21 protein-coding genes are annotated in these 19650 nt (G+C 48.1%); 18 read left to right on the forward strand and 3 right to left on the reverse strand.

Going from position 1 to position 19650, the window contains the following annotated elements:
* The first annotated feature begins 138 nt into the window (after positions 1-138).
* Complete coding sequence (gene nikE / locus J2X75_RS19385; protein ID WP_310339200.1) at positions 139-939, forward strand: nickel import ATP-binding protein NikE; 801 nt, start codon at positions 139-141, stop codon at positions 937-939.
* A 529-nt stretch (positions 940-1468) separates the two neighbouring features.
* On the opposite strand, the gene J2X75_RS19390 is transcribed toward nikE, so the two are convergent.
* Together J2X75_RS19390 and J2X75_RS19395 are read right to left on the reverse strand one after the other, a co-directional pair.
* Positions 1469-2050 (reverse strand): NAD(P)H-dependent oxidoreductase, encoded by a 582-nt coding sequence (locus J2X75_RS19390; RefSeq protein ID WP_310339480.1) that lies wholly within the window; start codon positions 2048-2050, stop codon positions 1469-1471.
* Between the two features lie 185 nt (positions 2051-2235).
* The gene (locus tag J2X75_RS19395) at positions 2236-2826 is read right to left on the reverse strand and encodes a TetR/AcrR family transcriptional regulator (RefSeq protein ID WP_310339203.1); all 591 of its coding nucleotides are present in this window, start codon (positions 2824-2826) and stop codon (positions 2236-2238) included.
* A 160-nt stretch (positions 2827-2986) separates the two neighbouring features.
* On the opposite strand from J2X75_RS19395, the gene J2X75_RS19400 reads away from it, so the two are divergent.
* The 15 genes from J2X75_RS19400 (at position 2987) to J2X75_RS19470 (ending at position 16860) form a co-directional block, all read left to right on the forward strand.
* Positions 2987-3970 (forward strand): phosphotransferase family protein, encoded by a 984-nt coding sequence (locus J2X75_RS19400; RefSeq protein WP_310339205.1) that lies wholly within the window; start codon positions 2987-2989, stop codon positions 3968-3970.
* Between the two features lie 18 nt (positions 3971-3988).
* Complete coding sequence (locus J2X75_RS19405; RefSeq protein ID WP_124116718.1) at positions 3989-4987, forward strand: glycosyltransferase; 999 nt, start codon at positions 3989-3991, stop codon at positions 4985-4987.
* A 216-nt stretch (positions 4988-5203) separates the two neighbouring features.
* The gene (locus J2X75_RS19410) at positions 5204-7231 is read left to right on the forward strand and encodes a BglG family transcription antiterminator (protein WP_310339208.1); all 2028 of its coding nucleotides are present in this window, start codon (positions 5204-5206) and stop codon (positions 7229-7231) included.
* Complete coding sequence (locus J2X75_RS19415; protein ID WP_124116716.1) at positions 7194-7658, forward strand: PTS sugar transporter subunit IIA; 465 nt, start codon at positions 7194-7196, stop codon at positions 7656-7658. Before J2X75_RS19410 ends, J2X75_RS19415 begins: the two co-directional genes overlap by 38 nt.
* 57 nt (positions 7659-7715) lie before the next feature.
* The gene (locus tag J2X75_RS19420; RefSeq protein WP_124116715.1) at positions 7716-8033 is read left to right on the forward strand and encodes a PTS fructose transporter subunit IIB; all 318 of its coding nucleotides are present in this window, start codon (positions 7716-7718) and stop codon (positions 8031-8033) included.
* Positions 8034-8049: 16 nt separating this feature from the next.
* The gene (locus tag J2X75_RS19425; protein ID WP_310339211.1) at positions 8050-9141 is read left to right on the forward strand and encodes a PTS fructose transporter subunit IIC; all 1092 of its coding nucleotides are present in this window, start codon (positions 8050-8052) and stop codon (positions 9139-9141) included.
* A gap of 59 nt (positions 9142-9200) precedes the next feature.
* A complete protein-coding gene (locus J2X75_RS19430; protein ID WP_310339214.1) occupies positions 9201-10109 on the forward strand; it encodes a ketose-bisphosphate aldolase in 909 nt (302 codons plus the stop codon).
* Between the two features lie 191 nt (positions 10110-10300).
* Positions 10301-10585 (forward strand): YesK family protein, encoded by a 285-nt coding sequence (locus J2X75_RS19435; RefSeq protein WP_124116712.1) that lies wholly within the window; start codon positions 10301-10303, stop codon positions 10583-10585.
* A 113-nt stretch (positions 10586-10698) separates the two neighbouring features.
* On the forward strand, positions 10699-10860 hold the full coding sequence (locus J2X75_RS19440; RefSeq protein ID WP_017691697.1) for a hypothetical protein: 162 nt from the start codon (positions 10699-10701) through the stop codon (positions 10858-10860).
* Positions 10861-10958: 98 nt separating this feature from the next.
* Positions 10959-13037: a ribosomal protection-like ABC-F family protein gene (gene abc-f, locus J2X75_RS19445; protein ID WP_310339220.1), complete on the forward strand. Its 2079-nt coding sequence runs from the start codon at positions 10959-10961 to the stop codon at positions 13035-13037.
* 320 nt (positions 13038-13357) lie between these two features.
* Positions 13358-13780: a hypothetical protein gene (locus J2X75_RS19450; RefSeq protein ID WP_310339222.1), complete on the forward strand. Its 423-nt coding sequence runs from the start codon at positions 13358-13360 to the stop codon at positions 13778-13780.
* On the forward strand, positions 13780-14064 hold the full coding sequence (locus tag J2X75_RS19455; protein WP_310339225.1) for a hypothetical protein: 285 nt from the start codon (positions 13780-13782) through the stop codon (positions 14062-14064). The genes J2X75_RS19450 and J2X75_RS19455 overlap by 1 nt, the downstream gene beginning before the upstream one ends.
* Before the next feature lie 4 nt (positions 14065-14068).
* Complete coding sequence (locus J2X75_RS19460; RefSeq protein ID WP_310339227.1) at positions 14069-15469, forward strand: glutathionylspermidine synthase family protein; 1401 nt, start codon at positions 14069-14071, stop codon at positions 15467-15469.
* Positions 15451-15855 (forward strand): DUF350 domain-containing protein, encoded by a 405-nt coding sequence (locus tag J2X75_RS19465; protein WP_017691702.1) that lies wholly within the window; start codon positions 15451-15453, stop codon positions 15853-15855. The genes J2X75_RS19460 and J2X75_RS19465 overlap by 19 nt, the downstream gene beginning before the upstream one ends.
* A gap of 57 nt (positions 15856-15912) precedes the next feature.
* A complete protein-coding gene (locus J2X75_RS19470; protein WP_036671600.1) occupies positions 15913-16860 on the forward strand; it encodes a nucleoside hydrolase in 948 nt (315 codons plus the stop codon).
* Positions 16861-16937: 77 nt separating this feature from the next.
* On the opposite strand, the gene J2X75_RS19475 is transcribed toward J2X75_RS19470, so the two are convergent.
* Positions 16938-17417 (reverse strand): heme-degrading domain-containing protein, encoded by a 480-nt coding sequence (locus J2X75_RS19475; protein ID WP_310339232.1) that lies wholly within the window; start codon positions 17415-17417, stop codon positions 16938-16940.
* Positions 17418-17645: 228 nt separating this feature from the next.
* Here J2X75_RS19475 and lspA point away from each other — a divergent pair, with 228 nt between their 5' ends.
* On the forward strand, positions 17646-18137 hold the full coding sequence (lspA, locus tag J2X75_RS19480; RefSeq protein ID WP_310339234.1) for a signal peptidase II: 492 nt from the start codon (positions 17646-17648) through the stop codon (positions 18135-18137).
* Positions 18138-18447: 310 nt separating this feature from the next.
* Positions 18448-19638, forward strand: a complete 1191-nt coding sequence (locus tag J2X75_RS19485) for an ABC transporter substrate-binding protein (protein ID WP_397383998.1) — start codon at positions 18448-18450, stop codon at positions 19636-19638.
* Positions 19639-19650 lie beyond the last annotated feature (12 nt).

Here is a 19650-nt window from a genome sequence, read left to right on the forward strand (position 1 = left end):
CGTTCATTAAGTGTATGTGTAGAGCGGGAATGAACTGTATTTTGAGTGGGCAGCGTAGGGGTGGAATGAACATGGTGATGTGTAATTTCGTCTTCTCAGAGATTGCTTCTGCCAAGTACAAGAGAGGAGGATGACCTGATGCTACAGGTACGTGAAGTAAGCCATAGCTATGGCAGACGCAATTGGCTGGATCGCTCGGGAGCACGTCCTCCTGTGCTGGCGGACATTTCACTTACGATTGAGAAGGGTGTTTGTCTGGGACTGTTGGGTACGAGTGGGGCAGGTAAAAGCACCTTGGGCAAAATCATTCTTGGTCTGGAGAAGCCCAGCCAGGGTCAAATTTTGTTTCAGGGTCAGGATATCTACCGATCCAGCAAACCCGCGCTTAAAGAATTACGACGTGATCTGCAAGTCGTGTTCCAGGACTGTTATTCGGCTGTGAATCCGCTTATGACTGCCGCGCAGATCATTGGTGAGCCGCTGGATAATTACGAGCGTTTGTCGGCAAAAGAACAACTTCGTGTGGTTGGACAACTGCTTGAGCAGGTCGGACTTACACCAGAGGATGCAAACAAGCTTCCGCACCAGTTCAGCGGTGGCCAATTACAGCGAGTTAACATCGCACGAGCCATTGCGCTCAAGCCGAAGTTAATCGTACTGGACGAGTCGATTAGTAGCCTGGATATGGTGCACCAGACGCAAATCCTATCCTTATTAGCTGAGCTAAGAGCGTCCTACGGGTTGTCATACCTCTTTATCACACATGACATTCGGGCCGCCATGACGATCTGTGACCGCATTTCCGTAATGGATCAGGGGAAGCTGGTCTATCACGGGGATGCCGGGGATTCGGTAATGCAGTCAGATCATCCTGCTGTGCAGCAGTTGGTTACAGCTATTTTGCCTGAGCATCCATCAGGTCGTATTTCGTTTGGGTAATGGTTGCTTGTATGGTTGTAGATGGCTATTCGTTGGAGTTGCTTACTATGGTTGCTCCATTGCATGACGGATGCGAAGTCGCTAACGAACCGAGTGAGCATTAAATGGCGAATTAGTGCGGAATGCAAAATGTAACGAATGTCAGTGAAGTTATTCCGGTGCAAACTAGTTTAAAATCGCCAAATGATATACAGATCGAGGAAATAACACTTCTACGATTCGTTAAACCGCAGACTTATCGGAAATGGGGCTAATAGCGTGTTTACGGTTCGTTAGACCATAATGAATGCTAAAAGGGTTGTCCCCTACGTCTTGAACAAGACGTAGGGGACAACCCTTTTTTTTGTACCTGGGAATAGGCACATTTCCTGCTTTCTGATATAAGGTTAAATTAAAATTACACTTCCGCCACTCGAAGTACAGGACTACCTTCGAATTGCGCTTATCACCAAATTTTTGATTTAACTTACAACGTGAAAATCTGGTGATAAGCATATACTTCCGATGAAGTTTCCTTGCAGAAAAGTGTTTACCCCATCTTCCGCCCAAGCTGTTCGATCTTATCCAACCAAATCTTTCTCTGCTCATCTGACTTCTTCCCAACTTGATCTACAGTTGTTATCCGCACAGGTTTGATGCCAGTGAGTGCAAAGGTGGATATTTTCATCATTTTGTGTGCGGGCTCACCTTGGAACCATTTGAAGTACCAGCTAGGACCATCCATCGTGGTGATCATGCGGGCGGTGCGGCCTTTGAGCAGCTGATCCGGGAAAGGTTTGCCTTTTTGGTACTTGAATGCGTAACCTGGCATGAAGATTCGGTCAACGAATCCTTTCAGCAGCGCAGGCGGTCCGCCCCACCAAATCGGGAATACCCATACGAGATGCTCTGCCCATTTAATCGCCTCTTGTGCTTCTAACAAGTCCGGTTCAAGCGGCAGTTTATTACGATACCCTCCCTCTAAATTCATGTTGAATTCCAGTTCGTTCAGGGTGATCATGCGAACCGCGGCACCTGCCTGCACAGCGCCTTTACGATAAGCTTCGGCGATTGCGCCATTGTAACTTGGGGAAACGGGGTTGCCTTGGATGACTAATATTTTCTTCATGATGACGACACGTCCTGACTATTTTAGTTAATGAACACTAACCTCATGTGCAAAAAGAAAAGGTCACGTATGACCCGTTAATCCATCTGTATATCCTGATGGTATGTTGACGATTCTCTTTTTATATCGTGCAGCTCTGAACCTTTTTTGGTGTTCTGCGAGGTCAGAATGGTTGCCCCTCTCCAGTTCTACTCTTGAGGTACCTGCCCCAACATCAATAAGAGTCGGTGAACGGTTTCCCCGGTGTAGGGTACCAACAACTCCGGCAATTCACCTTGCATACTCGAGACTGCCATACGTGTAATCGCACCGATCACCAGGACGGCTGTGAGCCGTGAATCCTGCGGAGGCAGTTCGCCCCGCATCATTCCCTGATCGATCAGATCCATTAACGCATCCAATGGCTGACGGTAGTCCTCACTGCTGCCGGCTTCAATGAATATTTCATGATTCTGTGAAATCAGCAGCAGTCCGTAGGGATCTTCATCGTGCAGGTGAAGAACCTCGGTAATCAGTTGCTTGAAGCGCTCCAACACGGGACCTTCCTGGCGAACATACCCGTCAATCAGTGAAGTATAGTCCGCGCAGTATTGGGTGAAGGCTTCCAGGGCAACGGCATCTTTGTTTTTAAAATGTTTGTAGATCGCCGCATCGGTTACTCCGGCGGCGTCACCGATCTCTTTGACGGATATGCCGTCAACGCCTTTGGTTGCGAACAAGCGCATCGCCGCTTGTAAAATATCTTTCTTTTTACTATCCACATGAGGTTTGTTCTTCATAATCGTATAGTAAGTGATTACTAACTAAAATGCAACAAGCAATTTTGAAACTCTAAATGGAGACAATGAATAAGCGCTTACGAACAAAGCTTGCAGGCTTGAGAGAGGCAACGTATGATGAATAGAAATCAACATCGGAGCAGCAGGAAGAACGAAACGGATGGTGGATTGCGTGAAAGATGAGATGGATGCATATAGCTGGGTGACACCTGAAGGAATGCTGAATGATCACTATATAACAAGCCGCGAACAGTTGTATAAAGGAATGAACGGACGATATGTGGAGCGATTCACTGTTCCTACCGGTAAAAGTTATATTTTTAAACCGCTGACGAATCCCGCACAGCACGGACGAGAACGATGGATGTACGAGCGTGTGATGTCTGGTCTACCCCCGATCTATCCGCAGCTTGTTGCAACGTCGGACCCTACCATTGCACCGGCACAGAGCTGGATGATCTATGAGGATCTGGGGCAACTGGTGCATGATTCGCAAGAAGTGACAATGCTGAACACAGCGGTGCATATGGCAATGTGGCATGCGTTGCCTGTTACGGAGTGGAACGAGCTGCCCCGTATGGGCCAGAAACCGTCTATTCGCACCATATTGGATGAGTTGCAGATGCAAAGACAATCTACCGATGACCTGTTGTCTACGCTGGATATGCGGTTGTCTTCAACGGATTGGGACAAGATTACCATGTTGATTCTCACAGCAGAGGAAGAACTTCCTGCCGTTCTGTGTCACGGAGATCTGCATCCCGGGAATCTGGCGGAAGTTGACGGTAGGCTGGTCGTCTTGGACTGGGAGCATGCCCATCTGAATACGCCGCTGTGGGACATGTACCATCTGGTAGATCTCTCGCATCCGCTGTTTCCCAGAACAGTTACGCCTGCTTTGCGAGAGCGGGTCATAGACATTTATTTGGACAAACTAGAGAGCCTGTGCGTGCAGATTGAACGGGATTCTTTTGCAGGATGGTACGACGCCTATGCTATTGTATTCTCACTCTGGATGCTGCGTTTGATTGACGGTGATCTGAGGAGTGAGGAATGTGTTTGGCCGAAGGAGCAGCTGCGAAGCCAGTGGCACGAGACGGCAGCGACGCTGGAACAGTGCATGAAGCACATGCGTGAGGAATAGAAATGAGGGGTGAGAAGCTTGCGTAAAGTCGGACTTGTTATGCGTAAAATTCAATTTACAGAAGCTCAGGGGCCACGCGTATTTGCGGATCGACTGAAGCAGATTGGTCTGGAGTTGGGTGTTGATATCGTGTTCATCTCGCCGGAGCGTCATGTCAGCGGATACGACTGGTTGCCGGGGTATGAGCATGAGAAAGGTGACCTGGTGAACTACGATATCGTGCTGGATCAGATTCATAGCCAAAATATAGAACATGTCATCTACACCGTGTCCGGGTTTACGTTTTTGAAGATGTTCTTACCAAAGAGTGTGTTGTTTCCGCACAGTTTCCCCGATCCCGCGCTGACGGGATATGAGATGATGAAGCCATTTTATACGATGGTAGACAAAGCAATTGTGCAGACCGAGTTTTTGAAAACAGAACTGGGTCGCAATTTCGGTGTACATGACGTGAACGTCATCCCGATTGGTTTTAGCGAAGAGCTGGCGAACCGACATTATGACCCGAGCCAGGTCGTGCATAATCGGGTGCTCTGGATCGGGCGGGATGAGGCGAACCGTCGCCCGGATCTGGTGCTGGAATATGCTCGGCAGAACCCGGACAAGGAAGTATATATGGTGTTTGGCGGTGTACGCTATAAGGAAACCATGAAGAAGTACGACATTCCTGCCAACGTGAAGCTGAAGTTTGCCCTCACGCAGGATGAGATATTTACGTTGATGAACTCATCCAAGGTGTATTGGAACTGTTCCGCCTTTGATACGTTTGCAATGCCGCTGACGGAAGCGATGGCGATGGGCAAAATGGTCGTGAAGCCCGAGCATGCATGCTACGGACACATTCGATCCACGCATGCCTTTGCAGGCAACGAGGATAACTGGTTTGAACTGGTGAACATGGCTGCGGCTGCGCCGCGCAGTGTGTCAGAAGACAACCGGGAGTATGCCTTTGGTGCCTTTTCGCGCACGAAGATGAAAGAAGGGTACCGCGAATTTTTCGCCAACTGGTTGAAGTGACCCATATAGATGCAGGTATAAACGGAGTGCAAAAGGCTTCTAATCGGGTAGGGAATCCGATCAGGAGCCTTTTCTTTGTGCCTGAATCAACGGGTGTTCCGCTGGCGCTGAACAGGAGGTATATTAATTTGACCCGAATGAAATGGACATATTTTAGTATTTATCAAAAAAAATAGGGGTGTTATGCTGTGAGCGTAAGGAAGGAGTGATTCCCAAATGAAGGCGCTGTCTGCGAGAGAATATCAGATTTTGCATTTTCTATTGGAGCGTAGGGATTTCGTTCCGGTCAAAGAAATAGCCGGTCACATGAACTGGTCGGAAAAAACGATTTACAGGGAACTAAACGCCTTGGAACACAATTTGCATATTCGCGGCATTCGCCTCGAACGGAAGCCGGGAAGAGGTATTGCGCTGGCTTTAACCCAAGAACAGACAATGGAGCTGAGAAGAACGCAATGGGCTTCGGGAAAAAGGGTGGTGACAACCCTTTCCGTAGAGGCGAGGAGAATCAAAATATTGACGAATTTATTATATGATTCTCCTGAGGAAACCTCGATTAACAAGCTGTCAGAAGAATACTTTATCGGCAAGGCATCGATTGTGAATGATCTCAAGGCCATTGAAGAACGAATTGAACCCTTTCAGCTCCGACTGGAAAAAAGCCAGCTCGGTACCCGTCTGATCGGTTCAGAGATTAACATTCGCAAAGCCATGGCTTCTCTCATTAATGAACTTGTGAGTGAAGAACGGGCGGGAGAACAAGAGCATGAATCTCGGATTGATGGTAACACACTAGTTGAGTTGATAGAACATTTTGGCTGCGATTCAGTTCAAGGGATTCAACGTATTCTGGAAGAAACCGAGCAGCAATTAGGATATACCATAGGCGATCCCTATTACATCAACCTGCTGACTCACCTGCTAATTTGTATCCGCAGACTGAAGAGTGGCAAGGTCATTCGATTGGCTGACGGCATTCCTGATCATCCCGTAACTGACCCTCATGTGCATTCCATCGCAAAAGCCATGGCCGAGCAAATCAGTGAGCTATGCGGATTGGAATTACCAAGTGAAGAGATCTATTTCATCTATCAATATCTGATTTCATCAGGCATGAGTGTTCCGTCCCTTAATCTTGAGCTGTCTGGTCTGATGGACAAGGTTTGTCCAGAGTCTAAAGTGATGGTCAAGGAATTAATTCAGACTGTATCCGGGATGATCCGGCGTGATCTCACAACAGACGAACAATTGTACAAGGGTCTGATCATTCATTTCAAACCGATGCTGAATCGTCTAAAATACAACATTTCCATTAATAATCCTCTGCTGGAGGATATACGTGAGGCGTATGCCGAGATATTCTCTCTGGTCCGTTTGGGGATGCTGCCCATGGCCCAAGCCTGCGGATTGAATTCGTTTAGTGATGACGAGATAAGTTACCTGGTCCTTTATTTTCAGGCATCCATTGAGAAAAGCAGTAAAAAGAAAAGAGTTATTCTGGTCTGCTCCACTGGAATAGGGACATCTCACTTGCTGAAAAACCGGATCAATCGTTCATTTCCCGAATGGGAAGTCGTTGATGTCATTTCGACAAGCTGGTTCAAGCGTATGGAGGATTGGACGGACATTGATCTGATTATATCAACCGTGAAACTGGAGCATCATGACTTGCCAGTTGTGTATGTCTCGGCGCTATTAAATGACACGGATGTCAGCTTAATAAAGGCGAAGTTTAACGAGGCGAGGTTGAATCAACATCAAAACAGGGTGTTTTCGTTTCCACTGCTCAGGGCGTACTTCCACCCATCTTATGTACAGATTGAAACGAATACGAAGGAACAATATACAGAAGGTACAGCATCCCGTCTGAAGCTGTTTGCATCCATACTCCAACACGTAGGCGCTAATCTGGAGAACCGGACATTTGCCGAGGCTAAGCTGAATAACCATTTGTCGGTTTTCCTGATCCGCAGTGATGTGAACGTCAATCCCATCGTCGGTTTTAATGTCATTCAAGGCGAACCGACCAATTGCAAACTGGAAATTGTAATCGCTTTCTTCCAGGATGGGCCACTAACTGAATTATTGATAGAAATACAGAGCTTGTTGATGTGCAGGCGCATGTATGAACAGATCATGAGAGTAACTACACCACAGGAGCTTTTCGAGATATTACAGTCCAAGCACGATCAGGAGGAGGACCATTATGGATATAACCAAGATTATCAACGAACGGTTGATTAAGCTGGATCTAAAAGCACGAACCAAGGATGAAGCCATTGAGGAATTGGTGGATTTGCTTGCAAAGGAAGGTGTCCTTTCCTCCAAAGAAGAGTTTATCAAAGACGTCTATTTAAGAGAAGAAGAGGGTCAAACTGGCCTGGAGAACCACGTTGCGATCCCTCATGGCAAATCGGCGGCGGTCCTCAAGACCTCCCTCACCATCGGACGAACAGAGCACCCGCTTGAATGGGAGACCCTGGACGGCAAACCTGTCCATGTCGTTATTTTGTTTGCTGTAAGGCTTGTAGACCGGAATACAACCCACATGAAGCTGTTGGTCCAAGTTGCGAGTATGCTCGCTGATGAAGAGGTACTGGAACGTTTGATGCATGAGTCGGACTCGGCCCAGATTATGGAGCTGTTTGCTAGCAGAGAGAGCGTATCGTAGAACATGGCAATTCAGGATTTTAATATGGAGCACAATACATCATTTGGAGGGATTCTGATGAACATTGTAGCCGTAGCCGCGTGCACTGCTGGTATTGCCCACACGTATATTGCCAAGGAAAAATTGATCAAAGGTGCAAAAGCGCGTGGTCATGAGATTAAAGTAGAGACCCAAGGCACCATAGGAACAGAAAACGAGCTTTCCAGGGAAGAGATTGGGGCAGCTGATGTTGTCATTGTGGCTGCAGATATCAAAATCGGTGGAGAAGAAAGGTTCAAAGGCAAACGGATCATTCGAGTCAAAACCGAGACGGTCATTAAAGCCCCGATTAAATTCATTGAAAAGGTGGAGCAGTCTTTAGGGGTATCCTCATAACAAGGGAGGCAGGGCGATGAGCGCAAAATCCAATCACGCAGGTTCAGTCATCAAAGGTCATCTGTTAACAGGCATTTCCTACATGATTCCTCTGATCGTTGCTTCAGGGCTGTGTATCGCGCTGGGACAAATTCTGGGAGGAGCCGATGTGGGCAAGGCGGAAGGTACCATTCCGTATATGATTAACCAAATCGGCGGTTGGGGCATGGGGCTGGTTGTCCCTTTAATTTGCGCAGCGATTGCTTATTCGATCTCGGACCGTCCCGGAATTGCTCCAGGATTAATTGTTGGTTTTATATGCAGTCAGATTCAAGCGGGGTTCATTGGTGGGATGCTGGGCGGATTTCTGGTGGGTTATGTCGTACTCGGTATCCGTAAACATGTGAAGCTGCCAAAGTCCATGCAAGGATTAATGCCTGTTCTCGTTATTCCGTTTCTGGCTACATTGATCTCTGGTTTAGGTATCTTTCTTGTCATTGGTCAGCCAATTGTCTGGTTACAGGACAGTCTTACCCATGTGCTTGAATCGATGCAGGGGGGGTCCAAATTTGTTTTAGGTGCCATTCTGGGCTTGATGGCCACCTTTGACTTCGGAGGACCTGTGAATAAAACGATGTCACTGTTTGCTGATGGGATGTTAGTCCAAGGTATCTATGGGCCTGAGGCTGTCAAGTTTGTCGGCTCCATTATTCCACCATTAGGGATTACCCTATCGTATTTCCTGACGAGAAACAAATATACGGCAGCAGAAAAAGAATCGTTAAAGGCCGCATTCCCGATGGGAATCTGCATGGTCACGGAGGGTGTCATTCCGATTGCGGCAAGGGATCTGATCCGGGTGGTGACTTCCTGTGTCATCGGCTCAGCGGTAGCTGGTGGATTGATTATGATCTGGGGCGTTGAGGCTCCGGTGCCACACGGGGGATTATTCGTTGTACCCCTCTTCACCCATCCATGGCTGTTTATGTTGTCTCTTCTCATTGGAACCGGAATCTGTGGTGTAACCTTATCTTTATTAAAGAAGCCAGTTACGGCGATGGATGAAGAATTCGACGATACCGAAGACGAAAGCGTAACCTTCGATGACATTGTGTTCAAAGTGGAGTAATACCCGCCATATAGATAGCGCTTACATTTTATTAAACCAATCTAAAGGAGATGTGTTTCATGTTGATTACGATGAAGGAGCTGCTTAAAGTAGCCAAGGAACACCAATTCGCGGTGGGAGCATTTAACGTGGCAGACAGTACATTTTTGAGAGCTGTGATTGAGGAGGCGGAGCATTCCAATTCCCCGGCAATCATCGCCATTCACCCGACGGAGCTTGAATTTTTGACGGATGAATTTTTCGCATATGCCAGCCAGCGTGCACATGCCAGCCATGTTCCACTGGTGATCCATCTTGATCATGGTGGGTCCATTGCTGATATCATCCGGGCGATCAAGTGTGGATTTACTTCTGTCATGATTGACGGTTCTCTGCTCCCTTATGAAGACAATGTGGCTATTACTAAACAGGCGGTGGAGCTTGCACACTCCGTCGGCGTATCTGTTGAGGGGGAATTGGGGACGATTGGGCAGACCGGTAATTCTATCGAGGGCGGTGTATCCGTAGTAACTTACACGAATCCGGCCCAGGCGGAAGATTTTGTGGCACGTACGGGTATCGATACATTGGCGGTGGCCATCGGTACAGCCCATGGCATATATCCCAAACATATTAAACCGGAGTTGCAAATGGATATTCTGAGAGAAATCAATCAATTGGTAGACATCCCTCTCGTTCTGCACGGGGGGTCCGCAAACCCTGATCAGGAGGTCTCCGACTCCGTTCAGTTGGGGATATGTAAAATCAATATTTCCAGCGATATGAAACATGCATACTTCAAAAAAGCCCGTGAAATTCTAAGCACGACGGAATTATGGGACCCAAATGCCATTTACCCGGACTGCATTGTTGAGGCTCAAAACGTCATTCGTTATAAAATGAATCTGTTCAATTCCGTGGGTAAGGCAGACTTGTATAAAGGACTGCGTTATGAGCAACGTCAGGCTGAAAGTGTGAGCCTTTACTAAGCCTGCTGGCAGGAACAAGGCATCATAAGAAATATGCCAATTGGATATCATGAAACCTTCCTGAAGCCCACCATTCACGAATTTCATTTATCGTGAATGGTGGGCTTCATTATATGATAAACTCTACACGTATCAGAATGCCCAGCGTCCATGTGTATTCGGAGAATGTGTGAAGAAGGAGGGGAGCATGAGTGAAAGGCCTTATTATATTAACACTCCTTGTTTGGGTCGCATTATTGCTGATTGAATGGCTTATCTACCGGTTGCAAGGACGCCGAATGACGTGGGTACAATATATATTGCCATGTGTGGCCTTGCTCGGCGGTGCCGTCGTAATCATGATCAGCATCGATATTGGCGGGTGGAACGGCATCGGATATGCCCTGCTTGGCGTATCGCTGGGTACCGCGGGAATGTTAACACTCATTACGGTGGCGATCAGGGATGTGGTGCTTCGGCGACGGGGCAGGAATTAAGCGGAAGAATGAAACCTCTATACAGTAAGATTGAATCGGGTGATGGGATGGTTGCAGGAACGCATCCGTCTGTGATATATTTACATTAATTATGACAAGGGAGGTGAAGACAGGTGAATCACGAGATGCTTAACAACCGTATTAGCCAGCTGCCGATTGCTATGGCTGGCATTGTTCATACTTTTCTGACCAACGGGAGAAGTCTGTCCAATTTTGAATATACGGAAGTTAACATTTGCGAGAAGATGCCTGCCTTGACCTCATTCGGACGATAAGCGATATTGCTTGAATTCTGAAGGGCCGCGGAGCTAACCTCCTGCGGCTCTTTTTGTGTTGCGGTCAGGATCTTCCATACCATAGGAGGAACCTTATTATGATGATGATTAGCGCGCAACAACTGACTCAATACCACGGAGCACATCTGGTGCTGGATGGCATTACGTTTGAAATTATGGAAGGTGACAAGGTCGCCCTAATCGGCCGCAACGGAAGCGGCAAGACCACACTTATGCGCCTGATGGCAAGACTGAACAAGCCGGATGAAGGACAATTGATGATAAAGAAAGATACACGAATGGGATATGTGGCTCAGGTTCCAGAAGGATTAGATGACCATACCGTCCTGGATGTGCTGAGCCTTGGATTCAAGGAGCTTATGATATGTCGCACGCAAATGAAGGAAATGGAGCAGCAGATGTCCGATCCGGCATGTGCAGCAGACCCTAATCAATTGGAGCGCCTGCTGAAACGCTACGCGGCACTGCAAGACCAGTTTGAGCGTGAGGGTGGATACGAAATGGATGCCCGGATCGATCAGGTGGCGGACGGTTTGGATATCGCGAAGGAGCATTATGGTTGGCGCTTTGGTTCACTGTCCGGTGGGGAACAGACTCGGGTGGTGCTGGCCTCGCAGCTAATCGTAAAACCCGATCTGTTATTGCTCGATGAGCCAACGAACCATCTCGATCTGGAGCGGGTCGAGTGGCTGGAAGGATTTTTACGAGAATATCCCGGCACCATTGTCCTGATCTCGCATGATCGCTATTTTTTGGATCGGGTCGTGAATCGAACACTGGAGCTGGAGGATGGAGAAGCTGAAACGTCTGCTGGCGGTTATACGGAATATATGAAAGTGAAGGAACAACGGCTGTTGCAGCAATTCGAGGAGTTCAAGGAGCAGCAGAAGGTTATCAAAAAAATGAAAGAAACGATCCGCCAACTGGAGGAATGGGGCCGAATTGGTGGCAATGAAAAGTTCTTCAGACGGGCAGCCTCGATGCGTAAAGCGATCGAGCGGATGGAACAGGTGAAGCGTCCTGTACTGGAGCGCCGCAATGCCGAGTTCGATGTGCGTCCTACGGATCGAACGGGTAAACGGGTAGCCGTATTGGAACAGGTCGAGAAGAGCTATGGTGAGCGTGAAATCCTGCGCGGAATCTCGGGTCTGCTGGAATATGGAGATAAAATTGCACTCATTGGACGCAATGGCTCCGGCAAGACAACCCTGTTCAAGCTGTTGCTTGGTGACGAGCGGCCCAATGCGGGCAGGCTGGAGTGGGGGGCGCGTGTGGATGTGGGGTATCTGGCTCAACAGGAGGAACCCACGAATCCAAAGCTGAACGTACTCGAATACTTCCGTCTGGAAGCAGGCGTGGAAGAGGGAGAAGCTCGCGGAATACTGGCTCGATACCTGTTCTATGGAGCGGATGTATTCCGCTCTGTCGGGCAATTGTCTGGCGGGGAATGGACGCGCCTGCGTTTGGCTCTGCTGGTGCAGCGAAAACCCAATGTACTGCTGCTCGATGAGCCGACCAACCATCTGGATATCGCATCCAGAGAAGCGCTGGAAGAGTCGCTGGTTGATTTTGAAGGAACTGTACTTGCCATCTCACATGATCGGTACTTCGTCAATCGTCTCGCCTCCCGTGTCTGGGAACTGGAGGACGGTCAGATGACCGCTTATCTGGGAGACTTTGAGGCATATCGGGAGAAGAAGCTTGAACTGCAAGCTCGTGCGGCGGCGACAGGTCATGCTACAGCAGGCGTGGGAGTTTCCTCTCGTGGGAATGCCAAGTCAGAGATGAAGTCAGGTTTAACGTCCGCTCCCGGCGGAACTGCCAGATCAGGGAAGAAACCAGAAGCAACCTCGACATTGAACGGTTCCACTGTTGCGGCTACCGATGGAAGTCGAGATCATGAAGCTTCTACTCAATCAGGTAAGGCGTTGACTCCTTCGGCAGCAGCATCGAAACATAGAAGTGGCAATGGTAACAACCAGTCTGCGGAGAAGTTGGAACAGACGTTAGCTCGTCTTGAGGCACAGATTCAGGCACTGGACCAACAGTTGGAATCCGTACAGAACAATCCGGTTGAACTGGAACAAATCTGGAATGATCGCGAGCAATTGTCCGCTGAATATAATGATATATTGGCGCAGTGGGCTGAGTTATAAGTCAGAATGGCATAAGCATAAGATGGAACAAGCGAGGTCGGAGAATCATTTCCGGCCTTTTTGACCGGGGTTAAATACCATACGCTTTGTGTTAGCCAAGAGAGCGTTAAAGCACGAATGTAGCATCGTCAACTTGATTGAAGCAGCTAAAGGTATTGTGAAATTGATTCACTAGTGGAACTTTTTACCTCCACATGCGTTAAATACGTTTGTATGAATTGAAACGGCTCACCTAAGAGCTTACAGAAAGGGAGGTTATCGGTATCTATTATTCATTGACGTATCGGAGTTGGTCGGATGATCGACAGGCGGAGACGGGGGTGCTGGAACAGACTTCAGTCACACGAGATGAACTGTTCATGCGCAAACTGGTGGATGCTACCTTGGTGAAAAACAAACTCTGGGCGCATCTGTCCAATGAATGCCAGGATGGGCGGGAACATGCAGTATATGTGACGGCGTATGACCAACAGATGCCGGACGAGTACGGTGCAGCCATTGCGGATGCTGCGCTGGCGATGTGCAAAATGTCTTCCATGTACAGCGCAGAGTATATGCTGTGGAATGGAAGTTCGTTTCAGGAGTTGGAGCTCACAGCGTCATCCACCTATACGATGGAGCTTGCCGAGCAACTGCTGGACCATTACATGGTTCGCAGTGGCAAGACGTATGAGTTCCTGTATTCCGTGCTGGATGCGGATCGCAAGAAAGTGTTGTTTTATATGAAAGAGGTGGATCTGTAATGAGTGACCAAGAGCGGGGGCAAGAATCGAAACCCGGATCAAAAGCAAAGCTGGTTGCTTTCTCCCTGATGCTGGCGGTTCCTGCCGTGTTATCCGGTTGTGGCAGCAACAATGATGAATGTGACCCGGAGTATGATACCGGATGTGAATATGATTCCAGCAGTGGGCACTATTACTACGGTGGGTCGTCGTATCGAAGCAACAAGGACAGTAACAGCTCCTATAGCAAATCCAAGTCCAAATCAAGCGGCTTTGGTAGCTTCTTCCGCAGTTCGGGAGGATAACCGGATGAGGCAAGTGGTTCAACTGCCGTTTAGTCACGAAGAGGTATTTCATGGTGAAACGGGACAGCAGATTCCATACCATCGAATGTACGGGAAGCAATATTGCGTGCCTGCATTGACGGCCTATTCTCCCTCGGAGGTACAAGAGCTGCGTACCGCAGCCGAGGCGGTAGACGGCATTTACTGTAAAGTGATGCGATTTATCCAGCAATATATGCCGGATTCATTTTTGGAGCATCAGTTAGGTATCCATCCGGGGCTTATCCCGGCGGCACGTATGGAGATGGTGACTGGAGGCATTACCCGTCAGGACTGGATTATTGGAGAAGCTGGACCGAAGTGTATTGAAAATAATACGGACACCCCTACGGGTATACCGGAGGCCGCAACACTGGAAGGTATTCTGGTCGGTCTTGCTGAGGATGCCGCGTTGACTGCACCATCTGCCAAGATGGATACACGTATTCGGGACTGTTTCAGGATATGGATGGAATTCTATGCAGAGCAGGGATTGCAGGGTCCGGTGACGTTCACTTCTTTTGGCGAACATGTCGAAGATCGAACGAATACGGAATACCTGATGAGACGTTGTCAGGAAGCCGGATACGAAGTCTTCTATGCTCCACTTGAGGAACTGGAGATTGTTCCTGGGGAGGCGCTTTACCATCAGGGTCGGGAGATTAACTTGCTGTACCGCCTTTATCCACTGGAGTATCTCATTGATGATCGGGATGAGACGACAGGCGTGGACATTGGCGCTGCGTTACTTGAACTTGTACGGGAAGGACGGCTGGGCCTGATGAATCCCGTTCAACATGTACTGATGCAGAGCAAAGGCTTCATGGCGGCAATCTGGTCGCTCTACGAGCGTAACGAGCAAACCCCGGAATATTGCGGGTTTACCCTCTTTAATGAAGCAGAGATGGACGTGATTTCCCGATATCTGCTGCCCACCTATTTTTCAGCTGAGCCTTTCGAGCTGAACTCCATACCATATGTAGCCAAGAGCTATTGGGGGCGCGAAGGCAGAGGAACTCTTTTGCTGGATGGAGGAGCGGACAATGCCTTTGGAAAGCAGGATATAGGGCATTCTCTTAACGAGGAGCTGGAATCCAATCTTGCAACTGCGGCAACAGACGAGGATGAAGAGGTGACAGCTTATTACGAAAACCAACCCAAAATCTATCAGAAGCTGGTTCCCATGGAGCAGGTCGTGATAGAGACGGAAAATGGAGCGTACAGCGGTTATCTGCTTACAGGGGTGTTTGTTATCGGTGGGCGTTTGGCTGGAGTGCTGCCACGGGTTGGGGAGAAAGTAACTGGAGATATGGCCTATTATTGCGCGGCTACGGTTCGTGAACGGATGAATGATGAGGAGGAGAAGGAATGGAGAACTTGGGACTAAACCTCGTGAATGTGGCGGTGGGTGTAGGCATTTTGCTGGTGGTATTGGTATGTGGATATTTTGCTTTTAGCAAATTGACCCGGTATAACGATAGTGAGGAAATCGCCAAAGGTAACGAGGCAGCGGGCATGTATATGGGTAGCAAATTGCTGGGACTGTGTATTATTGTGGGGATGGTATCTTTCTCAACGCATTCGTGGTTGGATATGCTGCTGTGGTCGGCGTTTGGAATTATTGTGCTGTGCCTGGTCTATATTATATTTGATTTCCTGATTCCGAAAATGCGAGTGTGTGATGAAATCGCACGAGGAAATATGGCGGTAGCACAACTGCTGCGTTCGATTATCATCGGCGTTTCCATCGTCATTGGTACGTTTTTAATGTAAAATAAGACATAGTGTTTTATAGAGTTTACTATTAAACGGAAGAAGGAGCGCGGCATCATGAGAAGAGTCATCATCGATACAGATACAGCAGGAGACGATACGATTGCGATCCTGACGGCATTGCATCACTTTCAGGTGGAAGGCATCACGATTACGGGCGGTAACGTACAATTCGACCAAGAGGTTGAAAATGCCCTGTACACGGTACAGGTTGCTGGACATGGCGGCAAGGTGCCTGTGTATAAAGGATGCGAGCGTCCGTTAATGGCCTACGGTAAAGCTCAGCACCGTACAGTGGAAGACGTGCATGGCGATGATGGCATGGGCGGCGCGCATTTCCCGAAGGCGGATCAGCGTCCCGAGAGCGGGCATGCGGTTGATTTTATCATTGAGAAGGTGCATGCACATCCGGGCGAAATTGAACTTCTGGCGATTGCCCCGCTGACCAATATTGCGATGGCGATCCAGAAAGACCCAACGATTATTCCGGAGATTGCTCACCTGTACATCATGGGCGGAACCAATAATGCACTGGGCAATATCACACCGGCGGCGGAGTATAACTTCTACGTGGACCCGGAAGCAGCGAAAATTGTACTGCATGCAGGCATTCCGATCACGATGGTTGGCTGGGAGATGTGCACGCAATATTCAGTGATGGATGATGACGATCATGCAGAGATTGCAGCTCTCGGTACATCAGGTGCAGATTTCTTTACAGCCATTAACAAAGTGGTTATGCAGTTCAACAAGTCGGTACATAAACTCAATGGCACCACTCATCCCGATACGTTGCTGATGGCTGTAGCCGCGGATGAATCCATCATGACCAAGTCGGGTCAATATTATGTGGATGTAGAAGCGGCAGGAGAATTGACACGCGGATACAGTGTGGTTGATATCAACGGACGTTTTGGCAAAGAGCCGAATGTACGTGTCTGTGAAGCCATTGATCGGCCAAAATTCAAATCTATGCTTCTGGACGTTCTCTCAGCGATCCAATAAACGCAGTAATTAAACTGCAGGAAAAAGAAGAAAATCCGTGCCTATCCCAGGTACGGATTTTTTTTGCTCATTTTAATCTAACCTTGCTGCAACAAAAACGAACGGATACCAGTCGTGACCAGATCATGGTCTTCCTCATCAGGCAGACCCGATACCGTAATGGTGCCGACTTGTCCCTCATTTTTCAGAATCAGCGGGAAAGCGCCACCAGCCAGGACATAGTCCGATGAGGTCAGATTGAAGTCTTGCTCAAGTGTCTGATTTTCGCTTCTCAACCGCAGAGCTGTATGCCAAGAGCTGGAGGAGAAATGATTCACCACGTTGTTCTTGCGGCGAATCCAGTCTTCGTTGTCGGGATGAGTGCCTTCCATAGCATGCAAAAAGAGACGATGTCCCTTCAGGGTAATGTCGATGGTCACGGCTTGGGAACGACGCTTCCCTTCTTCGACCAGATGCAGGCCAAGGTTAAGCGCCGTTTCAGAATCAAATGTGCCAAATACCAAGTCCTTTTCTTCCTGCTGCATTTCCTTTAATTTCTCTGTCATGATCAGGTTCAAATTACAGGCAGCTCCTTTACATATATGATTGATGTCTACATTCGACATAGATTGGTGTAGTCCCTTCTGGATGCAGTCTGATCGATGTTAGTGGACGTTATTTGCGTGGTTGAAGACGGCTCATTTGGAGACCGTACATCGGCTGTGTTAAAGTGAAAGGAACCTAATATACTCAAAACTCTTAAAGTTAAAATAAGTTAACGCTAAGTAGGCAGGAGGAGAAGCACGATGCTGTTTTATTTTGTAGCACTGCTGGTGACTTTGGTGGACCAGGGAACCAAGATTGCAGTGAGGATGTATATGGAAGTTGGCGACGTCATGAGACTGGGTAACTCGAGCATGCAGTTACAGCATTACGAGAACAGTGGAATGGCGGGCAGCATGTTTCAGGGGAATGCGCGTTTGTTCGGTGTGATTGCTGTTCTGTTCATAGCGGGCATGCTGTATTACCGGAGTAAAGGTGAGATTCGCGGTTTCTGGATGCAAGCTGGCGCGGGTTTTATGGTCGGCGGGGCGTTGGGAAATGCGATCGATCGATTTATCTATGCCCGGGTAACGGATTTCCTCGTATTTCCGTCAGGACGCGGGATTTTGAATCTCGCTGATGTCGCAATTAACATCGGTGTGGTCATGATCATCATCGGCATGTTGATTCGTGCATATCAGAGTTATCGAGCCAAGCGTATACGCAATGCTTTGCCGAAAGCAGAACGTTCGTAACATGGATAAAAGCGTTACAGTGGGTGAATATAAGCTTAATAAATGAGGGACATTGGATATCATCCAGTGTCCTTTTTGTTATGTCCGATTCAGGTTATGGGAGGAAATGCCTTGATTCATTTTTACCGAAATCGTTTTAGGAATAATAAAGGCTTGTATAGCCAACGCTCATAGTATGAGTTTGTGGAAGGATTAACCAAATGGTTATTTCGCCATTTGAATGGGTAAATCTTTACGTATATAAAGCTGAGGGAGGTACAACATGAGAACAACGCTTACCAAGGCTCTCGGGACAATGTTGCTATGTGGAATGATGGCTGTACTTCTATCTTCCTGTACCAGTGGGGATAGTGCAAATGGCAAAGTGCAGATTGAATTTTTCCAGAACAAGCCTGAAGCCAAAACAACCTTTGATGAATTGATCAAGACGTTCAACGCGGAGCATAACGATATTCAGGTGACCCAGGTGAATCCGCCAGATGCGGAGACGGTCTTAAAAACGCGTGTCGTCAAAAATGATATACCGGATATTATGGCCATGGGTGCAACCGACACCTATTCTATTCTTGCCCAGAGTGATATTTTCACCGATCTGACGGATAGTTCATTACTCCAGACGGTTGATCCGAACTACATACAAATGCTGAAGGATCTCACAGGCATGGACGAAGTGACAGGTATTCCTTACGCGACTAATGCAAACGGCATCATGTACAACAAAACGTTGTTTAAGGAAATGGGATTGGACGTGCCCAAGACGTGGGATGAACTCATTGCGACCGCCCAAAAGATCAAGGATGCAGGTGAGATTCCATTTTATTTCACATACAAGGATGATTGGCAGACGAGTCTGCCCTTCAATGCACTGGCCTCCAATCTGGTCGGTATTGATTTCTACCAGGAGCGGCGCGATAACAAAGTGACGTTCAAGGAGAAGTACCGCGAGGTAGCTGAGAAGCAACTGGAACTCATGAAATACGGTCACGGCGATAACTTTGGTAAAGCTTATTCGGACGGTAACCGTGCTTTCGCTAATGGTGAAGCTTTCATGTACATCCAGGGAACCTGGGCCATCTCGGAGATTCGCAAAGCGAATCCAAATGTCGATATCGGTTTCTTCCCATTCCCTACGGGCAACGATGCAAGCGAGATCAAGCTGGTGAACGGGATTGACTCCCTGTTTACCATTGCGGCAGACACGCCTAATCGCGAACAGGCAGAGACGTTTATTGCGTTTCTATTAGAGTCTGAAAATATCGGAAGATATATTGACGAACAGACGCTGTTCTCTGCGGTAGAAGGCGTGAAGCAGGATGATCCTGCTGTACAGGAATTGATGCCATATATCGAGCAGGGCAAGGTTATTGACTTTCCCGATCACTATATTCCGGCTGCGGTGCAGCTGAATTCCATCGTACAGTCCTTTTTGCAGAACCAAAACATCGACAACTATCTAGATACACTAGACAAAGAATGGGACAAGGTTGCTAATCGGCGCTAAGCCTTGTCTGAA

The organism is Paenibacillus sp. 2003 (assembly GCF_031455635.1).
GTDB classification, from domain to species: domain Bacteria; phylum Bacillota; class Bacilli; order Paenibacillales; family Paenibacillaceae; genus Paenibacillus; species Paenibacillus amylolyticus_B.